The organism is Paraburkholderia sp. ZP32-5 (assembly GCF_021390495.1).
Lineage (GTDB): Bacteria > Pseudomonadota > Gammaproteobacteria > Burkholderiales > Burkholderiaceae > Paraburkholderia.
Map to the genome: position 1 here is coordinate 2204476 of NZ_JAJEJP010000001.1, position 19181 is coordinate 2223656.

Here is a 19181-nt window from a genome sequence, read left to right on the forward strand (position 1 = left end):
TTCCTTCGAACGTTGCGATTCACTCTTGCCATCGCTCGCCAAACTTCCTATGATTCGCCGAACACAAATGCGATTGATTCTCATTTAAATTGCGTTCGATGTCACAGATGCCCGATTGCACCGCCGCCCGAAAACCCAACTGATTTCCGTTCATCGATGAAGCATCTCAACATGGTCCTAGCCGGCCAAACAGGAAGCTAAACATGAGTACGACTAATATCCATGCGAGGCAGACGACACATGCGTCGACCGAGCCCGCCGTGCTTGACTTCATCGCGATTGGTCTAGGCCCGTTCAACCTGAGCCTTGCGTGTCTCGCCGAGCCGATTGCCGATCTGCATGGCCTCTTTCTCGAGCGCAATGAAGATTTCGACTGGCATCCGGGCATGCTGATCGACGACACGACATTGCAGAATCCCTTCCTCGCCGATCTCGTCAGCCTCGCCGATCCGCAGAGCAAGTTCAGCTTCCTCAACTACTGCAAGCAGGAAGGCAAGCTCTACGCGTACTACATCCGCGAGCGCTTTTACCTGAGCCGCGCCGAGTACAACCGCTATTGCAAATGGGCGATTCGGCAGCTTTCCAGCATCGCGTTCGGCTCGAACGTCGAGCGTGTCGAATACGATGCCGGGCGCGCGCATTACGTCGTGAGCGGACGCGACGTCCGTACCGGCCAACCGTTCGTGTATCGCGCGAAGCGGCTCGTGATCGGCGTGGGCTCAGTGCCGCAACTGCCGTCGTGCTGCGACGACGTACGCGAGCATTGCATCCACAGCGCGCAATACGTCGCGAGCAAGCAGCAATTGCAGAACAGACGCTCGATCGCGGTGATCGGCAGCGGCCAGAGCGCCGCCGAAATCTTCCACGACCTGCTCAAGGAAAGCGACGAACACGACTACTCGCTCACGTGGATCACGCGTTCGCCGCGCTTCTTCCAGATGGAGAACACCAAGCTGACGCTCGAGATGATCTCGCCGGACTACATCGACTATTTCTACAATCTGCCGGACGGTGTGCGCGAAAACATCATCGCGAAGCAGGACAGCCTTTACAAAGGCGTGAACGCGTCGCTGATCAACCAGATCTACGACCTGCTCGACGATCGCCGCAGCCGCGGTCATCGGAACGCGCGTCTGATCACGAACTCCGAATTGACCGGCTGCGAATACGACCACGCCGGCGACCACTACCGGCTGCGCTTCGTGCAGCGCGACGAACGCGTGCAATACACGCACGTGACCGATGGTGCGATCTTCGCGACCGGTTATACGCAGAACGTGCCGCGTTTTATCGACGGCATTCACGAACGCATCCGCTGGGACGACAAAGGCCGCTATCGTCTGTCGCGCAACTATGCGATCGACGTAAACGGCGGCGACATCTTCGTGCAGAACGCGGGGCTCTATAGCCACGGCCTGACCAATCCCGATCTCGGCATGAGCTGCTACCGCAATTCGTGCATCCTGCGCGAAATCACCGGCGTCGAACACTACCGGATCGAGCGGCGCATCGCCTTGCAGGACTTCTCCGTGCCGGACACCGACGCGTTCGTCAAAGCGCCGCTGGAGGCCGAATGACACTGCGCAGCATGATCATCCTGATGACGAGCTTCGCCGTCGTCAGCGACGCGATCCTGATCCCGTTCTACCCGCAGTTCTTTGCCGCGCGCTATGGCGTAACGAGCCCGGTACATACGGGCGCCTATGTCGCGTTTATTTCGATCGTCGTGATGCTGACGCTGCCCGTATGGGCACGCATCGCGAAGCGGCTCGACGCGATGCATCTGCTCGTCTACACGCAGTGCGCGGCCGGCGTGCTGTCGATCGCAAGCTACTGGGCACCGACGGTACCGCTGTTCTGGGTACTGTCGCTCGCGATGTTCATGTGCAAAAGCAGCTATCTGCTGATGTATCCGTACATGATGCGGCTCGAACCGAAGGAATCGCACGCGCACACGATCGGCCTGCTCTCCGTGGTCGTGCACTTCGGCGCGATCGCCGGCGCGCTGGCGGGCGGCTTCGTGATGCAGGTCTGGGATGCACATACCTGCATCTTCGCGATGGCCGCCGGCGACTTCGCGCAGATGGCCATCTGCATCTGGTTGATCCGTTCGCACGCGATCAACCGACGTTGCCGTTTCGCGCACGAAACGCACCCCGGCGCACACGGCACCGCGCGCACGCTGCGCGAGCGGCTACCGATCCTGCGGCTCGCGCTGCTGATGCTCGCGTTCGACTTCTGCGTGTACCTGATCCGTCCGTTCATGTCGTCGTACTGGCAGAGCGTCAGCGGTTCGCCGGGCGAGCTCGTGTCGGGCGCCGTGTTCGCGATTCCCGGCATGGTTGCGCTCGTCGCGCTGCGTATCAACAAGCGCATCGCGGATGCGGGCCGGCGCCTGCCGGATCACATGATCGGCAATCTGCTGTTGTGCACGATAGGCCTCCTGCTGCAAGGCGTCGAAGCACCGTTCGCGATCGTCATCGGCCGTGTGCTGTTCGGCTGGGCTTTCTTCCAGATCGTCGTGAAGCTCGACGTGACGATGTTCGCGCTCAGCACGCCGGCGTCGTACGCGGCCGACTTCAGCGTGATCAACTTCTTCCAGAACCTCGGCGTGTTGCTGGCGTCGTTCGCAGCAGGCGCGATCGTTGATGAAACCGGCTTGCGTGCGCCGTTCTTTATCGCCGCGGTGGGACTTGTGCTGTGCGCGCTCGTCAGCATCTGGCTGCTCGATCAGCCACAGCGCACCCCGGCCGCGAATGCAGTGCCCTTACCAAAGCCCGCGCTCGCCCACGCGACGACGCTTTCCCCCGAGCTTGCCGACACCGGAGCCACTGCCCATGCGAACTGATATCGTTGCCAATGAAATCGCACTGCGCTTCACAGCGCCCTCGCCTGCCACGCGCCATGCGAATGCGAACGACAGCCGCGCCGCGATAACCGCGCGTCACCCGAACTACGCCGCGAGCGTGAACGGCTTCGACATCCGCGCGATCGACACCCCACGCGATGCGCCCACGCTGCATCGCTGGTTCGTCGAAGAACGCGCGGCGTTCTGGAACATGCGCGACAAGAGCGTCGACGAAGTCGCCGCCTTCTATCAAGCCATTCAGGATTCGCCGCACGCGCAGGCCTGGATCGGCAGCGAGCATGGCAAAAACGCATTCCTGTTCGAGACCTACGATCCCGCCCATGACGAAGCCGGCGAGCACTACGACCCGCTACCCGGCGATGTCGGCATGCATCTGTTCGTCGGACCCGCGCTAACACCCGTGCCCGGTTACACGCACCGCGTGTTCCGCGCGCTGATGACGTTCCTGTTCGAACAGTTGAACGCTGTACGCATCGTCGTCGAACCGGACGCGCGCAACACCCGCATCCATGCACTGAATCGCGCGATGGGATTCGTCCATGCGAAGAACGTCGCGTTCCGCGAGAAAACCGCCGCGCTCGCGTTCTGCACGCGCGCGGACTTTAACGCCGCCACGCAAGCCACCCTGAAAAAGGACCAACAGCGATGACCCAATCGATCACGATGCAGCACGCGATGCAACACGTAACGCTCAATCCGCGCGAAGCCACCGCGCATCTGACGCCCGAAGTCTGGCAACACGCTAACCGGATGCTCGTGCGCAAGGCGCTGGCCGAATACGCGCATGAACTGATCGTCGAGCCGCAGCACGTCGGCGAAGCGCCAGGCGAACATCACGCGCGTTATGAAGTGAAATCGGACGACGGCTCGCGGGTCTATACGTTCGAAGCACGCCAGCTCGCACTGCGCCACTGGAGCATTCGCGCCGAATCGATCGCGTGCACGAAGGACGGCGCCGAGCAGCCACTCGATGCGCTCGCGTTCATTCTCGACGTGAGAGCGCGCCTCGGTATCAAGGAAGAGATGCTGCCGATCTATCTCGACGAAATCAGCAGCACGCTGTACGGCGCTGCTTATAAAGCGGTGAAGGAAGGCCCGGACACACCCGAACTGTTGAACGCGGATTTTCAGGAGATCGAGACCGCGATGACCGAAGGTCATCCCGGCTTCGTGGCGAACAACGGCCGGCTCGGCTTCGACGCGGGCGACTACCGCGCGTTCGCCCCCGAAGCAGGCTCGACGATCCAGATCATCTGGCTGGCCGTTCACAAGGACAACGCGGCCTTTCATTGTTCGGCGGACCTCGACTATGCGCGGCTGCTGGACGAAGAACTCGGTGCGCCGGCGGTCGCGCGTTTCAGGCAGATAGTCGAAGCGCGCGGTTGCCGCTTCGACGACTATCACCTGATGCCCGCGCACCCGTGGCAATGGTTCAACAAGCTGTCGATCGCGTTTGCGTCCTATGCGGCGACCAATCGGATCATCTGTGTCGGCTATGGCGACGACCGCTATATCGCGCAGCAATCGATCCGCACGTTCTTCAACGTGTCAGACCGTTCGAAGCGATATGTGAAGACCTCGCTGTCAATCCTCAACATGGGCTTCATGCGCGGCCTGTCGCCGTATTACATGTCGGGCACGCCGGCGATCAACGACTACATCAAGGGACTCGTCAGCAGCGATGCGTATCTGCGCGGCCAGGGCTTCACGATCCTGCGCGAAGTGGCGTCGCTCGGCTTTCGCAACAGCTATTACGAAGCCGCGGTGCAAGCGGATACCCCTTATAAGAAGATGTTTTCCGCGCTGTGGCGCGAGAACCCGCTCGTGCACGCGGGCGATGGCCAGCGCCTGATGACGATGGCCGCACTGCTGCACACCGACCGTCACGGACGCGCACTGCTGCCCGCGCTGATCGAAGCATCCGGGCTCGGCGCCGAAGCCTGGCTCGAACGCTATATGCAAGCGTATCTGGCGCCGCTCGTGCATTGCTTCTACACGTACGATCTGGTGTTTATGCCGCATGGCGAAAATCTGATTCTGGTGCTCGACAACCACGTTCCGGTGCGCGCGATCATGAAGGACATCGCGGAAGAATCCGCGATCCTGAACAAGGACGCGCAGCTTCCCGACAACGTGAAGCGCCTCGCGGTCGACGTGCCCGAGCGCGTGAAACTGCTCGCGATCTTCATCGACGTGTTCGATGGCTTTTTCCGCTACATGAACCAGATTCTCGTCGAGCACGGCTGCTGTAGCGAGGACGTGTTCTGGAACACGGTGGCGCGCTGCGTCACGCGCTATCAGCACGCGCATCCGCAACTCGCGGGGAAATACGCCGAGTACGATATGTTCGCGCCGGAGTTCCTGCACTCGTGCCTGAACCGCCTGCAACTCGGCAACAATCTGCAGATGGTCAATCTGTCGGACCCGGCGGGCAATCTGAAGATGGCGGGCAATCTGCGCAACCCGCTGGCGGGACGGCGCGAGGCCGGACGCGAAGCGGGCCACGCAGCGAGCCAGGAAGCCGGCCCGCGCACGCCGGTTGAACCGGTCGAGGCCTGAGTATGACGGCGAGCCCTGCATTGCGAGATCTGCTGCGGCTCGCCGCCACCGTCGTGCCTGGACTGAGCGGCGTGATCGCGGATCGTGCAAGCGCCGCTCCGTGCGACTGCAACAAAGCCTCGTCGCGCGCTGTATACCGCTACCCAGCTCCCGGCGAAAGCAATGACGATGATCGTGACCATGACGGCAATCGCGCCGCACTCGAAGCGCTGCTCGCTCATTGGCGCGATGCGTACCCGGAAGCCGGGCGCATGTACTGGTCGCTGCGCTGCTGGGGCATTCTGATCTGGCAGCCGATCTATCTGAGCGTGATCGGTGTGCACAGCGCGCAACGCGTGTTATCGCTCGCCTCTTTCGAACAGCCGATCGAACACGGCTGGACGCGCGAAGTACGCGTACCCGATCACGAACCGGCGTGCGGCGAAACCAATGCGCTGATCGAACGGGCCGCGCAAGAAATTTCCACCTGCTGCAAGCGCATCTTCGACGAGCTGTCGCGCGTCATCCCTGTCAACGCACACGCTGCAGCATGCATGCAAGCCGATTGCGTGCTCGCGGCGCTACTCGCGGTGCGCGCGGTGCGTCCCGACTGGCAGCGTGACGGGCATCACGTGCAGCTCGAAGCGCTCGGCGCGCGCTGGCTCGCGGCGCTCTCACTCGACGAACGCAGCGGCTTCTTCGCTTACGCACGCAGCGACCATTCGCGCGCGCTCGCGCTCGATCGACAGACCTGCTGCTACCACTATCGGCGACGCGACGGCGAGCTGTGCAGCACCTGTCCGCGTCTGAGCAAGTGCGAGCGCATCGCCCGTCTGAACAGGGACCACGACGCAGAAGCGCCCGCCTGAACACGAACGCCCAACCACGCAAGCGACAACAACGGAGCTGCGCGCAGCGGCGCAACCTCGTGCGAACCAACGCGGCTCAACGTGGTTAAACGCGTATGCAAGCGTGCGACGTTCCAACAAAAGGAATCGATCGATGAACGACATCAGCAACCTGCCCCATCTCGCCACGACGGACGATATCGGCGACGGGGTGCTTCAACTGCCGCCGAGCGCCTACTTCGACGAAGCGCTATTCGAACTCGAGATGGCGCGCATCTTCGCGAATTCAGCGCTTTACGTAGGCCACGAACAGTCGGTGCCCAACCCCGGCGACTGGCGGCGACTGCCGCAGGACGAAGGCGGCCGCGTGCTGGTGCGCAACGCGGGCGGCGTGCAACTGCTGTCGAATGTGTGCCGTCATCGCCAGGCGCTAATGCTCGGAGGTGCGACGGGCGACGTCGGTGGTCCGGTGCAGGCGAGCGGCAATCTCGCGGCGACGGGCGGCAATATCGTGTGCCCGCTGCATCGCTGGACTTACGACGGCAACGGTGAGCTGATCGGCGCGCCCGAGTTCGAGCGCAAGCCGTGCCGCCATCTCGAACGCTTCGCGTTGAAGCACTGCCACGGCCTGCTATACGAAGGACCGCGCGAGCCCGCCGAGGACATGGCCCGTGTGTTCGCCCGCCCCGAATTCGATTTTTCCGGCTACGTGCTCGACCACACCGAGACGCACCAATGCCGCTACAACTGGAAGACCTTTATCGAGGTGTATCTGGAGGACTATCACGTCGCGCCGTTTCATCCGGGGCTCGGCAAGTTCGTCAGCTGTGACGATCTCGACTGGGAGTTCGCGGATACCTACAGCATGCAACGCGTCGGCGTGCACAACGCCCTCGCGCAGCCTGGCTCGGATGTGTATCGCACGTGGCACGATCACCTGCTCGACTACCGCGGCGGCGACGCGCCATCGTTCGGTGCGATCTGGCTTGCGTATTTCCCGACGCAGATGATCGAGCTTTATCCGCATACGCTGGTCGTATCGACGCTCTATCCGCGCGGGCCGCAGGAAACGCTGAATGTCGTCGAGTTCTACTATCCAGAGGAAATCGCCGCGTTCGAGCGCGATTTCGTCGACGCACAGCGCGCCGCGTACCTGGAAACCGTGATCGAAGACGACGAAATCGCCGAGCGGATGGACGCGGGCCGCCTGCGTCTGCACCAGCGCGGCGTCAGCGACGCGGGGCCGTACCAGTCGCCGCTGGAAGACGGGATGCGGCATTTTCACACGTGGTATCGGCGCGCGCTCGCGGGTGGCGGGGCCGGTGCTGCGCGCCGCACGATCGAATTACGCGTGGCCGAAGATTCGGTGTGTTATTGAGCGGCGCGGCGGAACTTCGAACAGAGGCGGTATCCCCTCAACGGGGAATGCCGCAATTGAAGAGCGTCGTGCGAACGCACGCGCCGGCCCCGCTGCCACGGCATCACGATGCGGCTACGTCAGAACTCACCGCTGCCGCTGGCCGGCGCGCGGATAAACGCAAATAAGAAAGGGGCGATGGCCGCTCTACCGGCCATCGCCCCACATGCTGAAAAACTGCGTCGGAACCTACGCCTCAGTTCACGTAGCGGTTATCCAACCCAACGCCGCAAAAAGCGGAGAAAACAGCGAAACAGCGTCAACAAACCACAACCTCTGCTTCGCCGCCCACTGCTATCTCCCGGCAGCGACGGTTCACGCGAGATCGAACCGATCAAGGTTCATCACCTTGCTCCACGCGGCGACGAAGTCACGCACGAATTTCTCCTTCGCGTCATCGCTTGCATAGACTTCGCACAGCGAGCGCAGCTGGGAATTCGAGCCGAACACCAGATCGACACGCGTGCCAGTCCACTTGCGTTGGCCGGTTTTCGCGTCACGCCCTTCGAACACATCCGCGGCAGCCGACAGCGGCTTCCATTCCGTGCCCATATCGAGCAGGTTGCGGAAGAAGTCGTTGGTGAGCGTTCCCGGCTGCTTCGTCAGCACGCCGTGCGCTTCGGAGCCCGTGTGAACGTCGAGCACACGCAGGCCGCCGATCAGCACCGTCATCTCGGGCACCGTCAGCGTCAGCAGTTGCGCCTTGTCGATCAGCAGCGTTTCCGCCGACACCTTCAGACCGCTCCGCAGATAGTTACGGAAGCCGTCGGCCACCGGTTCGAGCATCGCGATGGATTCAACGTCGGTCTGCTCCTGCGACGCGTCGGTGCGACCCGGCGCGAACGGCACCGTCACCTGCAGGCCGCCAGCCTTCGCGGCCTGCTCGATGGCAGCCCCACCCGCCAGCACGATCAAATCGGCCAGCGAGATCTTCTTGCCGCCCGACTGCGCGCCGTTGAACTCGCTCTGGATGCCTTCGAGCGCCTTCAGCACCTTCGCAAGCTCAGCAGGCTGGTTGGCCTCCCAGTCCTTCTGCGGCGCGAGACGGACGCGCGCGCCATTGGCGCCGCCGCGCTTGTCCGAACCACGGAACGTCGAGGCCGAGGCCCACGCGGCCGACACCAGTTGCGCGACGGACAGGCCCGAGGCGAGGATCTTCTGCTTCAGCGCGACGACATCCTTGTCGTCGACGAGCGGATGGTCGACGGCCGGCACCGGATCCTGCCACACCAGTTCCTCGGCCGGCACTTCCGGGCCGAGATAACGGGCACGCGGACCCATGTCGCGGTGCGTCAGCTTGAACCACGCACGCGCAAACGCATCGGCGAACTCGTCGGGGTTGTCCATGAAGCGGCGCGAGATCTTTTCGTATACCGGGTCGAGGCGCAACGACAGGTCGGTCGTGAGCATCGTCGGCACGATTTTTTTCGACGGATCGTGCGCGTGCGGAATCGTCGCCTGCGCGTCTTTCGCGACCCACTGGTTCGCGCCCGCCGGACTCTTCGTCAGTTCCCATTCGTGGCCGAACAGGTTCTGGAAGAAGCCCATGCCCCATTGCGTCGGCGTCGCGGTCCACGTGACTTCCAGACCGCTCGTGATCGTGTCGCCGCCATGGCCGGTGCCGAAGCTGTTCTTCCAGCCGAGGCCCATGTTCTCGAGACCGGCGCCTTCCGGTTCCGGACCGACGTTATCGGCCGGCCCCGCGCCGTGCGTCTTGCCGAACGTGTGGCCACCGGCGATCAGCGCGACGGTTTCCTCGTCGTTCATCGCCATGCGGGCGAAGGTTTCGCGAATGTCGACAGCGGCTGCAAGCGGATCGGGATTGCCGTCCGGGCCTTCCGGGTTCACGTAGATCAGCCCCATCTGCACTGCGCCGAGCGGATTTTCAAGATTGCGGCCCGTGTCGGTGCGGCTCACTTCGCTGCCGTGCAACTCCTCGTCGGCGACCAGCACGCCTTCGTCATCCTGCTTGCCGGCCGCGCCCTTGCCATAGCGGACGTCGCCGCCGAGCCAGGTTTTTTCATTGCCCCAGTAGATGTCCTGATCCGGTTCCCACGTGTCCTCGCGGCCACCGCCGAAACCGAAGGTCTTGAAGCCCATCGTTTCGAGCGCGACGTTACCGGTCAGCACCAGCAGGTCGGCCCACGAAATCTTCTGGCCATATTTCTGCTTGATCGGCCATAGCAGACGGCGCGCCTTGTCGAGGCTGACGTTGTCCGGCCAGCTATTGAGCGGCGCGAAACGCTGCTGGCCGCGCCCTGCGCCGCCACGGCCGTCGCCGATGCGATAGGTGCCGGCGGCGTGCCATGCCATGCGGATGAAGAGCGGCCCATAGTGGCCGAAGTCCGCGGGCCACCACGGCTGCGAATCGGTCATCAGCGCGGCGAGGTCTTTCTTGACCGCGGCGAGGTCGAGGCTCCTGAATGCCTCGGCATAGTTGAAGTCTTTATCCAGCGGATTGGAACGGTTCGAATGCTGGCTCAGCAGGTCGAGGCGCAACGCCTTCGGCCACCAGTCGCGATTGGTTGTCCCGCCGCCGGCGGAATGAATGAACGGGCACTTTGCTTCGTTTGACATGCGTTCTCTCCTTTGGAGGATGTCTCCGTTATGCGGTTGCCATGGTGTCAGGCTTCCATGGCAATTTGACGATCTGAAAACCTGCCAGCCAGCCGGGCAAGCCCGGCAGTGCGCTCATCTACGGTGACTACCGTGCTATCAATTCATCGTGCATGGATCCTGGGTCGAGGGGGAAAAGTTGTCGGTGTAGCCAGCCGGCCGATGCCACGATAAAGCACTGCTTGATGCACTCGTGGCTGCGTTCGGCGCGCGTAGACTATTCGAATATAGGCGAGCGCAAAGTTCAATAGAATTCGATTACGGCAATGCCGGTCATAGGTGACGACTATAGCGTCGCGCGCGCATCCCTGCGCTGCGGCTCGCGCCGCCATGCCGATAGCAAGTTGACTCGCTGACCCATTGTCCCGCCGGCTCGTTGGCTATTGCGCCGACGATGCTTTTACGCCGGACGAAGCCCGCTGTGTGATAGTGTTCCGCGCCAGCCTCGCGGCGTTTCAAGGAGTTTTCCAAACTGTGTCCAAAGCCGTGCCACAAGCTGCCTCTCACGCCGAGCTCGCCACCGTCCAACCCGTCGAAGCGCTGGTCGTGCCCGCCATCCTCGATGGCCGCGACGGCACCAACCGCGGCGCCGCCGAAAACTCGCAACTGTCGGCACGCAACGATCTCGATGCGGTGCGTGCGTGGCTGTCGAATTACGCGGACACCAAAACCACCTTCGACAACTACCGCAAGGAAGCCGAACGGCTGCTGCTATGGGCGGTCGTGCAGCTCGGCAAGCCGCTGTCGTCGCTGACGCACGAGGACCTGCTGCTGTTCAAGGCGTTCATCGCCGATCCGCAACCGGCTGCGCGCTGGGTCTCGGCCAACGGCGGCAAGTATCCGCGCGGCGACGAGCGCTGGCGGCCGTTCAACGGGCCGCTGTCGCCGGCAAGCCAGCGCCAGGCGCTGATCATTCTGAACGCGATGTTCACGTGGCTCGTCAACGCCGGTTATCTACGCGGCAATCCGATGGCGCTGTTGCGGCAGCGCGCGAAACGCTCGGCGCCGCGCGTCACGCGTTATCTGTCGACGTCGCTGTGGGACGAAGTGAAGCTGTTCGTCGAGCAACTGCCGCGCGACAGCGATGCGCAACGCGCGTATTACGCGCGCTGCCGCTGGCTGACCACGCTGTTCTATTTGCAGGGCATGCGGATTTCGGAAGTTGCCGGCGGCCAGATGGGCCAGTTCTTCAGACGACTCGGCGCCGACGGCCAGGACCAGTGGTGGCTGGAGACGCTCGGCAAGGGCGACAAGGAGCGGATCGTACCGGTGTCCGCCGAACTGATCCAGGAGTTGCGCAGCTATCGCACGCTCAACGGCCTTGCGGCGCTGCCGACCCGCGCGGAGGAAACGCCGCTGGTGATGCCGTTCAAGGGTCGCAACCGTTGTCTGTCGCGCTCGGCGATCCACGATGCGATCAAGGGCATCTTTGCCGGCGCGGCGGCCTGGCTGCGCGAGCGCGGCCCGGAATTCGCCGATCGCGCCGACGAACTCGAACGCGCGTCCGCGCACTGGCTGCGCCATACCGCCGGTTCGCACCAGGCCGACGGCGGCGTCGATCTGCGCACGATCCGCGACAATCTCGGCCATGTATCGCTGAATACGACCAGTCTTTACCTGCATACCGAGGACGATTCGCGGCATACGGAAACGGTTAATCGCCATCGGATGAACTGGGATGAAACAAAGCCGAAAAACGGCAATGCGGATGGCAATTAAGTATGCTTTAAATGCCTGAGTTTTCAGGCATTTTTCTGTCTTTTCTTCGATTGAATCAACCAGTCGGGCGAAGCGTGACGCAGTTTGCTTCGCGGCTTGCACGTGTGCTTGCGCGCGCGTGAATAACGCCGGCGATTTTCATCGCAAGTTGATCCGCATAGCATCAATTTTCGTTCGCTCGTCATTCGAGTTATTCGTGTCGTGTAATACGACGTAACTATAAAAATTCTCCGTCCGGCGATTCATATATCAAGAACGAAAAATACCGGTCGTTAAGAAATCGTCGTTCGACAAATAATCAATACAAACTGGGGATTCGAAGTTGAAAACCATAACCAACGTCCTGTTGGCATCGGCTGCGTGCGCCGCGTTTCTCGCCGGCTGTGCGACCAACGAGCAAGGCCAGCTCGTGATCGACCCGAACAAGGTAAATGAAGTCATCGCGACCGCGCTGACGCCGCCGCCTCCGGCGCCCGTGGTCGTCGAACCTGAGTATGAGCCGCTGCCGACCGACGTCTATGTCGCCAACGTGGTCGACCGCGATGTCGTGATCGTCGGCGGCGATACGTATATCTGGGTCGTTGGTCCCAATGGCGCGCGGCATCGGCAGTTCTATGCGCATGGCGATCATCGCGCGGATGTCTTGCATCGTCGCGAGGAATTGCATCGCGTGATGGCTAGCCATGACGGCCATCTGCCGGGGCATGCGGTCGGCGGTGAACACGCCGGCGGTGAGCATGGCGAGCATCCGGGTGTCGGCCGTCCGCCGGTCGGGCATCCGGGCGGACCGGGACCGGCGATGGCCGCGCACGGCCAGCCGCCGCGGCCCGACATGCATGCGGCCGGCCCGGCGCGGCCCGCGCCGGCACCGAAGCCCGCTTCGAAGGATACGAAGAGGTCGTAAGGCCGCGGTCTCCGAGGTTGGCCTGATACCTTTTGCCGGCTGCCGCGACGGCAGCCGGTAGTTCCGGTAGTTCCGGTAGTTCCGGTAGTTCCGGTAGTTCCGGTAGTTCCGGTAGTTCCGGTAGTTCCGGCAGCTACGGCAGCTACGGCAGCTACGGCAGGAACAAGTCATAGCCAATCTCCGCACCGCTCCCAGCAACGGCACCCAGCGGCACCCGGCTGCCGTGGATCCACCCAATCCCGCAGCTCAAGCCCCGCCCTCCGCCCCTCAACTCCCCGCCAATCCCACCCGATTGCCCGCTAGAATTGCCGGCTTTGTCCGCGTTGGGGTGCGCCGCAAGGCAAAATACAGGTTTTGCGCGCGCCGCGGGCGCGGCCGACCCGCTGCATAAAGCACGGCTCACGCCCCCATGGCTGACCGGCTCCGTGCCCAGCCACACGGTGCGCGCAGGCATGTCCACCGGCAGCGCCGCCGACCCACGACACCATGGCCCCCGCGGCCCCGCCGACGCTTCAACGCCCGGCACCCGCGGCGCGGCAAGGACAGCTCGTCCTTTGACAGAGCAGATCAGGAGCCTTTATGAGCGATTCGAACCCTTCCTTCCTCGGCCGGATTTCACTGGCCGTCGGCACGTTTTTCAGCATTCTCGGCAATGGCGGGTTCGCCGCCGACGTACTGCGTCTGCGTAACGGTGAAAAAAACGGCGAGAAAATCGGCGAAAAAGCCAGCGCGGCGCCAGCACCCGCTCCCGCCCCCGCACCGGCCCCGCAGCCGAAACCGCAACCCGCGCCGGTCCTGAAAGAAGCCACGCCCGACGCCGCGCTGCAACTGCTCGGTCTGCTGCAACGCGACGCGCGCTTCATCGATTTCGTCGAGGAAGACATCAAGGCCTATAGCGACGCCGATATCGGCGCGGCCGCGCGCCTCGTCCACGACGGCTGCCGCGCGACGCTGCGCGAGCACTTCACGATCCGCCCGGTGCGCGACGAAGCCGAAGGCAGCCGCGTGACGCTCGCCGAGGGCTTCGACGCGAGCGCGATCCGCCTGACCGGCAACGTGGTCGGCAGCGCGCCGTTCAACGGCAGCATCAGCCATCGCGGCTGGCGCGTCGACGACGTGCGTCTGCCGAAGCTCGCGGACGGCCATAACGCGAAGGTCATCGCGCCGGCGGAGGTGGAACTATGAGCGACGCACGCTATTCGATCGGCATCGACCTCGGCACCACGCACTGCGCGATGTCCTACGTGGACACGCACGCGAGCGACGGCGAGAAAACCGCGCAGGATGTGCTGCCGATCGCGCAGCTGACCGGCCCCGGCGCGATCGACAATCTGCCGCTGCTGCCGTCGTTCCTGTACCTGCCGCATCCCGACGAACTCGCGTCGGGCGATCTCTATCTGCCGTGGACCGGCCAGCGCGAATTCGCGGTCGGCGAATTCGCGCGCAGCCGCGGCGCCGGCACGCCGATCCGGCTCGTATCGAGCGCGAAGAGCTGGCTGTGCCATCCGGGCGTCGACCGTCGCGCGGGCATTTTGCCGAACGATGCGCCGCCCGAAGTCGCGCGCGTGTCGCCGCTCGAAAGCTCGGTGCGCTATCTGACGCATCTGCGCGAAGCCTGGGACCACGCGCATCCGGACGCGCCGTTCGCCGATCAGGACATCACCGTGACGATCCCCGCGTCGTTCGATCCGGCCGCGCGCGAACTGACCGCCGAAGCCGCCGACGCAGCGGGCTTCACCCGCATGACGCTGCTCGAAGAACCGCAGGCGGCGCTCTATAGCTGGATCCAGAAAAGCGGCGGCCAGTGGCGCAAGCAGGTCCAGGTCGGCGACATCATCCTCGTCGTCGACGTCGGCGGCGGCACCACCGACCTGTCGCTGATCGCGGTGATCGAGCGCGACGGCAATCTCGAACTGCATCGCGTCGCGGTCGGCGATCACATCCTGCTCGGCGGCGACAACATGGACCTCGCGCTCGCGCACGTGGTCGCGAGAAAGCTCGCCGCGCAGGGCACCCAGGCCGACGCATGGCAGTTGCGCGCCCTCACCTACGCGTGCCGCGCGGCGAAGGAAACGCTGCTCAGCGATCCCGCCACCGACACCGTGCCGCTCGTCGTGCCGAGCCGCGGCTCGAAGCTGATCGGCGGCTCGATCCGCACCGAACTGACGCGCGCCGAACTCACGCAGACGATCCTCGAAGGTTTCTTCCCGCAGGTGGACAGCGCCGCGCGTCCGGTCAGCCGCGCACGGGTCGGTCTGACGCAGCTCGGCCTGCCGTATGCGCAGGACGCGGGTATCACGCGGCATCTGGCGGCCTTCCTCGGCCGTCAGGTCGGCGCGCTGGCCGAACTCGAAGGACTGCGTGAGCATGTCGCGCAAAACGCGAGCTTCCTGCACCCGACCGCCGTGCTGTTCAACGGCGGCGTGTTCAAGTCGGAACTGCTGGTCGAGCGGATCATGGGCACGCTGAATCAGTGGCTCGCGGCCGAAGGTGCGGCGCCCGCGCGTCTGCTCGGCGGCGCGGATCTCGATCTGGCAGTCGCGCGCGGCGCGGCCTATTACGGCTACGTGCGGCGCGGCCGCGGCGTGCGGATTCGCGGCGGCACCGCGCGCGCGTACTACATCGCAATCGAATCGGCGATGCCGGCCGTGCCCGGCCTCGAACCGCCGGTGCAGGCGCTGTGCGTCGCGCCGTTCGGCATGGAGGAAGGCACCGACGCCGAATTGCCCGCGCAGGAATTCGGCCTGGTGGTCGGCGAGCCGGTGCATTTCCGCTTCTTCGGCTCGTCGGTGCGTCGCCAGGATCAGGTCGGCACGCTGCTCGACTACTGGGGCCCCGAGGAATTGCAGGAGCTGGAGGAAATCGAGGCGACGCTGCCCGCGGCCGGCCGCACCGCCGGCGAAGTCGTGCCGGTCAAGCTGCATGCGCGCGTGACCGAGGCGGGCACGCTCGAACTCGAAGCGATCCCGCGCGGCTCGGATCAACGCTGGAAAGTCGAATTCGACGTGCGCGGCAGCGCGCATGGCTGAATGAGATGGATGAATGACTGAGATGAAGCGGTACAGCGTCGGCATCGATCTCGGTACCAGTAATACGGTGCTGGCATATGCGGAACGCGGATCGCAGACGATCCGCGTCTTCGAGATCGAGCAGTTGGTGAGCCCCGGCGAAGTCGCCGCGCGGCCACTGTTGCCGTCGGTGCGCTATCACGCGGCAGACGGCGAACTGAGCGCGGCCGATCTGCAATTGCCGTGGTCTCATCAAGCGATGGGTCGTATCGACGGCGATGCGGGCTCGCCGGTCGTGGTCGGCCGGCTCGCGCGCCTGCTCGGTGCGCAGGTGCCGGGGCGGCTCGTCGCGAGCGCGAAAAGCTGGCTGTCGCATGCGTCGGTCGATCGCGTCGCGCCGATCCTGCCGTGGGGTGCACCCGACGAAGTCCGCAAGGTGTCGCCGGTCGATGCCAGCGCGAGCTACCTCGCGCACGTGCGCGCCGCGTGGAATCAGCGTTTTGCGGATGCACCGCTCGAACAGCAGGACGTCGTGCTGACGGTACCGGCGTCGTTCGATGAAGGCGCACGCGCGTTGACCGTCGAAGCGGCGCGGCTCGCGGGGCTGCCGTCGCTGCGGCTGCTCGAAGAGCCGCAGGCGGCGTTCTACGACTGGCTGTTTCATCATCGCGAGAACCTTGCCGGCGAGCTTGCGGATACGCGTCTCGTGCTGATCTGCGACGTCGGCGGCGGCACGACCGATCTGACGCTGATCGAAGTCGCGCTGGGCGACGACGGCGAGCCGCGCCTGACGCGCATCGGCGTCGGCAATCATCTGATGCTCGGCGGCGACAACATGGATCTCGCGCTCGCGCATCTGGTCGAGGCGCGCTTGCCGGGTGGGTCGGGTGCTTCTGGTCGCAATGCGCAAGCGCCGCAGCGGCTATCGGCTGCGAGTCTGTCGCAGCTGGTCGAGCGTTGCCGCGCCGTGAAGGAGCAACTGCTCGGCGAGCAGGCGCCGGAGTCGGCATCGGTGACGCTGCTCGGCGCGGGCTCGAAGCTGATCGGCGGCGCGCGCACCGCTCAGCTCACGCGTGATGAAGCGGAAAAGATCATCGTCGATGGCTTTTTTCCGAAGGTCGCCGCGCACGACCGGCCGGGTCGAGCGCGCGGCGCGATCGTCGAGTTCGGCCTGCCCTATGCGACCGATGCGGCGATTACCCGGCATATCGCGGCGTTTCTCGACCGGTTCGCCGCGCAATCGCGCAAGGCGCTCGGTTCCGCGTCGTCAGCCGATGGTGATGCTGATACGAACGGCAGCGAAGCCGCGCTGCCCATCCCCGACACGCTGCTGCTCAACGGCGGCGTGTTCCGCGCCGACGCGCTGTCAAGGCGCCTCGCCGACACGCTCGGCGGCTGGCGCGGCGCGCCGCTCAACGTCCTGCACAACGACAATCCCGACGTCGCTGTCGCGCGCGGCGCGGTTGCCTATACGCTGGCGCGCGCGGGCTTCGCGCCGAAAATCGGCGGCGGCTCGCCGCGCAGCTATTTCCTCGTGCTCGACGACGCACCCGCTGCCAAACCGGATAGCGACGCCAACCAGGCACCGACACCACGCGGCATCTGCCTGCTGCCGCGCAGCACCGAGGAAGGCCACGAGATCCTGATCGCGGATCGCACCTTCGCGCTGCGGCTCGGTCACCCGGTGCGCTTCCATCTGGTGTCGTCGAGCGCGGACACCGTGTATCAGCCAGGCGAACTGATCGATCTCGCGGACGGCGATTTCGTGCGCCTGCCGCCGATCGCCACCGTCGTGCAGCCGCGCGATGGTGACGGCGCGCGCGAAACCGCGGTGCGTATCGCCACGTCGCTGACCGAAGTCGGCACGCTCGACGTCCATTGCATCGAACTCGACAATCCCGCGCAGCGCTGGCTGCTCGAATTCCAGCTACGCCGCGAAGACGCGCAGGTGAACCTCGGCGCCACTGGTGGGCCCGAACGTCACCCCGCGCTCGATCGCGCGATCGAACTGATCGACCGCTCGTTCGGTGCGCGCGCACACAATGTCGATCCGAAGGAAATCAAACGGCTGCGCGCGCAGCTCGAACATCTGCTCGGCCCGCGCGACAGCTGGAACAGCGCGTTGCTGCGCGAACTGTTCGGCGCGCTGTGGGAACGCGCGCGTCGCCGGCGCCGCTCGGCGGATCACGAACGGCTATGGCTGAATCTCGCCGGCTATTGCGTGCGGCCCGGCTTCGGCTATCCGCTCGACGAATGGCGTGTCGAGCAGTTGTGGTCGCTGTTCGACGACGGCATCCAGTATGTGAGCGACAGTCAGGTGTGGTCCGAATGGTGGACGCTGTGGCGCCGCGCAGCCGGCGGCCTCGGTGAAGACGCGCAACTGCGCGTTCTGGAGGCCATGGACTATCTGCAGAAGGCCGCGCAATCGCGTCACAAGCTGCCGTTCGATGTCGCGAAGACCGGCTTCGCCGATATGGTGCGGCTCGGCGCATCGCTCGAACGGATCCCGGCCGAACGCAAGATCGAACTCGGCGAGGCGGTGCTCGCGCGTTTGCAAAAGCCGTCGGAAAATCATCAGAGCTGGTGGGCGGTCGGGCGTATCGGTGCGCGGCAGCCGTTCTACGGCAGCGCGCATAGCGTCGTGCCGCCCGAGGTTGCCGCGCAATGGCTCGACGCGATCCTGAAGCTCGACTGGAAGAAGGTCGATCCCGCGGCATTCGCGGCCGTGCAGATCGCGCGCATGACCGGCGACCGCTCGCGCGATCTCGCCGACGATCTGCGCGCCACGCTCGTGCGGCGTCTGGAAGCGACGACCGCGCCGCGCGCGTGGATCACGATGGTCAGCGAAACGGTCGCGCTTGATAACGCCGACGAAGGGCGTGTATTCGGGGAGGCGCTGCCGGCGGGGTTGCAGTTGATCGGTGGCTGATGGGTGTCTGAGCGGACCGCTAACGGGCGGCGCTATTTACGCGGCTCGAAATCCCACACCGCCTGCGCCGCCGCCACGTTGCCGCGGTCTTCGAGGCTTTCCGCGAGCAGTTCGCGAAACAGCGGCAGCGCGTCGTCGCCGTATTGCAGCGCGAAATCACGCAGCACTTCGGCAATCGCCGCATGCAGACTCTCGGCGCTCAACGTGCTCGCGATATAGGAACTGCCACGCGCCAGTTCCACAACATAGATCGACCGGTACTGCTGTTTGTCGGCTACGCGGCCATGCTTGCGTCCACGGGTCATCATTGTTGTTCTCGCCGTTGTTCGACTC

General features: G+C 64.4%; 13 protein-coding genes. 11 read left to right on the plus strand and 2 right to left on the minus strand.

Annotated features, from left to right (window positions below):
• Window positions 1-203 precede the first annotated feature (203 nt).
• The 6 genes from L0U82_RS09350 (at window position 204) to L0U82_RS09375 (ending at window position 7633) form a co-directional block, all read left to right on the plus strand.
• Window positions 204-1577, plus strand: coding sequence for a lysine N(6)-hydroxylase/L-ornithine N(5)-oxygenase family protein (locus L0U82_RS09350; protein ID WP_233830241.1), 1374 nt, complete (start codon window positions 204-206; stop codon window positions 1575-1577).
• Window positions 1574-2848, plus strand: coding sequence for an MFS transporter (locus L0U82_RS09355; RefSeq protein ID WP_233830242.1), 1275 nt, complete (start codon window positions 1574-1576; stop codon window positions 2846-2848). The genes L0U82_RS09350 and L0U82_RS09355 overlap by 4 nt, the downstream gene beginning before the upstream one ends.
• A complete protein-coding gene (locus L0U82_RS09360; protein ID WP_233830243.1) occupies window positions 2838-3518 on the plus strand; it encodes a GNAT family N-acetyltransferase in 681 nt (226 codons plus the stop codon). Before L0U82_RS09355 ends, L0U82_RS09360 begins: the two co-directional genes overlap by 11 nt.
• A complete protein-coding gene (locus L0U82_RS09365) occupies window positions 3515-5428 on the plus strand; it encodes an IucA/IucC family protein (protein WP_326489716.1) in 1914 nt (637 codons plus the stop codon). Before L0U82_RS09360 ends, L0U82_RS09365 begins: the two co-directional genes overlap by 4 nt.
• Window positions 5429-5430: 2 nt before the next feature.
• Window positions 5431-6276: a siderophore ferric iron reductase gene (locus tag L0U82_RS09370; protein WP_233830244.1), complete on the plus strand. Its 846-nt coding sequence runs from the start codon at window positions 5431-5433 to the stop codon at window positions 6274-6276.
• 133 nt (window positions 6277-6409) lie between these two features.
• Window positions 6410-7633, plus strand: a complete 1224-nt coding sequence (locus L0U82_RS09375) for an aromatic ring-hydroxylating oxygenase subunit alpha (protein ID WP_233830246.1) — start codon at window positions 6410-6412, stop codon at window positions 7631-7633.
• Between the two features lie 354 nt (window positions 7634-7987).
• Here L0U82_RS09375 and katG read toward each other — a convergent pair whose 3' ends face one another.
• Window positions 7988-10249, minus strand: a complete 2262-nt coding sequence (gene katG / locus L0U82_RS09380) for a catalase/peroxidase HPI (protein ID WP_233830249.1) — start codon at window positions 10247-10249, stop codon at window positions 7988-7990.
• Between the two features lie 513 nt (window positions 10250-10762).
• On the opposite strand from katG, the gene L0U82_RS09385 reads away from it, so the two are divergent.
• The 5 genes from L0U82_RS09385 to L0U82_RS09405 all read left to right on the plus strand — a co-directional run bounded on the left by L0U82_RS09385 (window position 10763) and on the right by L0U82_RS09405 (window position 18848).
• The gene (locus L0U82_RS09385; protein ID WP_233830251.1) at window positions 10763-12007 is read left to right on the plus strand and encodes a tyrosine-type recombinase/integrase; all 1245 of its coding nucleotides are present in this window, start codon (window positions 10763-10765) and stop codon (window positions 12005-12007) included.
• 322 nt (window positions 12008-12329) lie between these two features.
• The gene (locus L0U82_RS09390; protein ID WP_233830253.1) at window positions 12330-12911 is read left to right on the plus strand and encodes a hypothetical protein; all 582 of its coding nucleotides are present in this window, start codon (window positions 12330-12332) and stop codon (window positions 12909-12911) included.
• Window positions 12912-13490: 579 nt separating this feature from the next.
• A complete protein-coding gene (locus L0U82_RS09395; RefSeq protein ID WP_233830255.1) occupies window positions 13491-14096 on the plus strand; it encodes a DUF2760 domain-containing protein in 606 nt (201 codons plus the stop codon).
• A complete protein-coding gene (locus L0U82_RS09400) occupies window positions 14093-15940 on the plus strand; it encodes an Hsp70 family protein (protein WP_233830257.1) in 1848 nt (615 codons plus the stop codon). The genes L0U82_RS09395 and L0U82_RS09400 overlap by 4 nt, the downstream gene beginning before the upstream one ends.
• A 13-nt stretch (window positions 15941-15953) precedes the next feature.
• Window positions 15954-18848, plus strand: coding sequence for an Hsp70 family protein (locus L0U82_RS09405; protein ID WP_233830259.1), 2895 nt, complete (start codon window positions 15954-15956; stop codon window positions 18846-18848).
• Between the two features lie 32 nt (window positions 18849-18880).
• Here the strand turns inward: L0U82_RS09405 and L0U82_RS09410 are convergent, their stop codons facing one another.
• On the minus strand, window positions 18881-19156 hold the full coding sequence (locus tag L0U82_RS09410) for a hypothetical protein (protein WP_233830261.1): 276 nt from the start codon (window positions 19154-19156) through the stop codon (window positions 18881-18883).
• Window positions 19157-19181 lie beyond the last annotated feature (25 nt).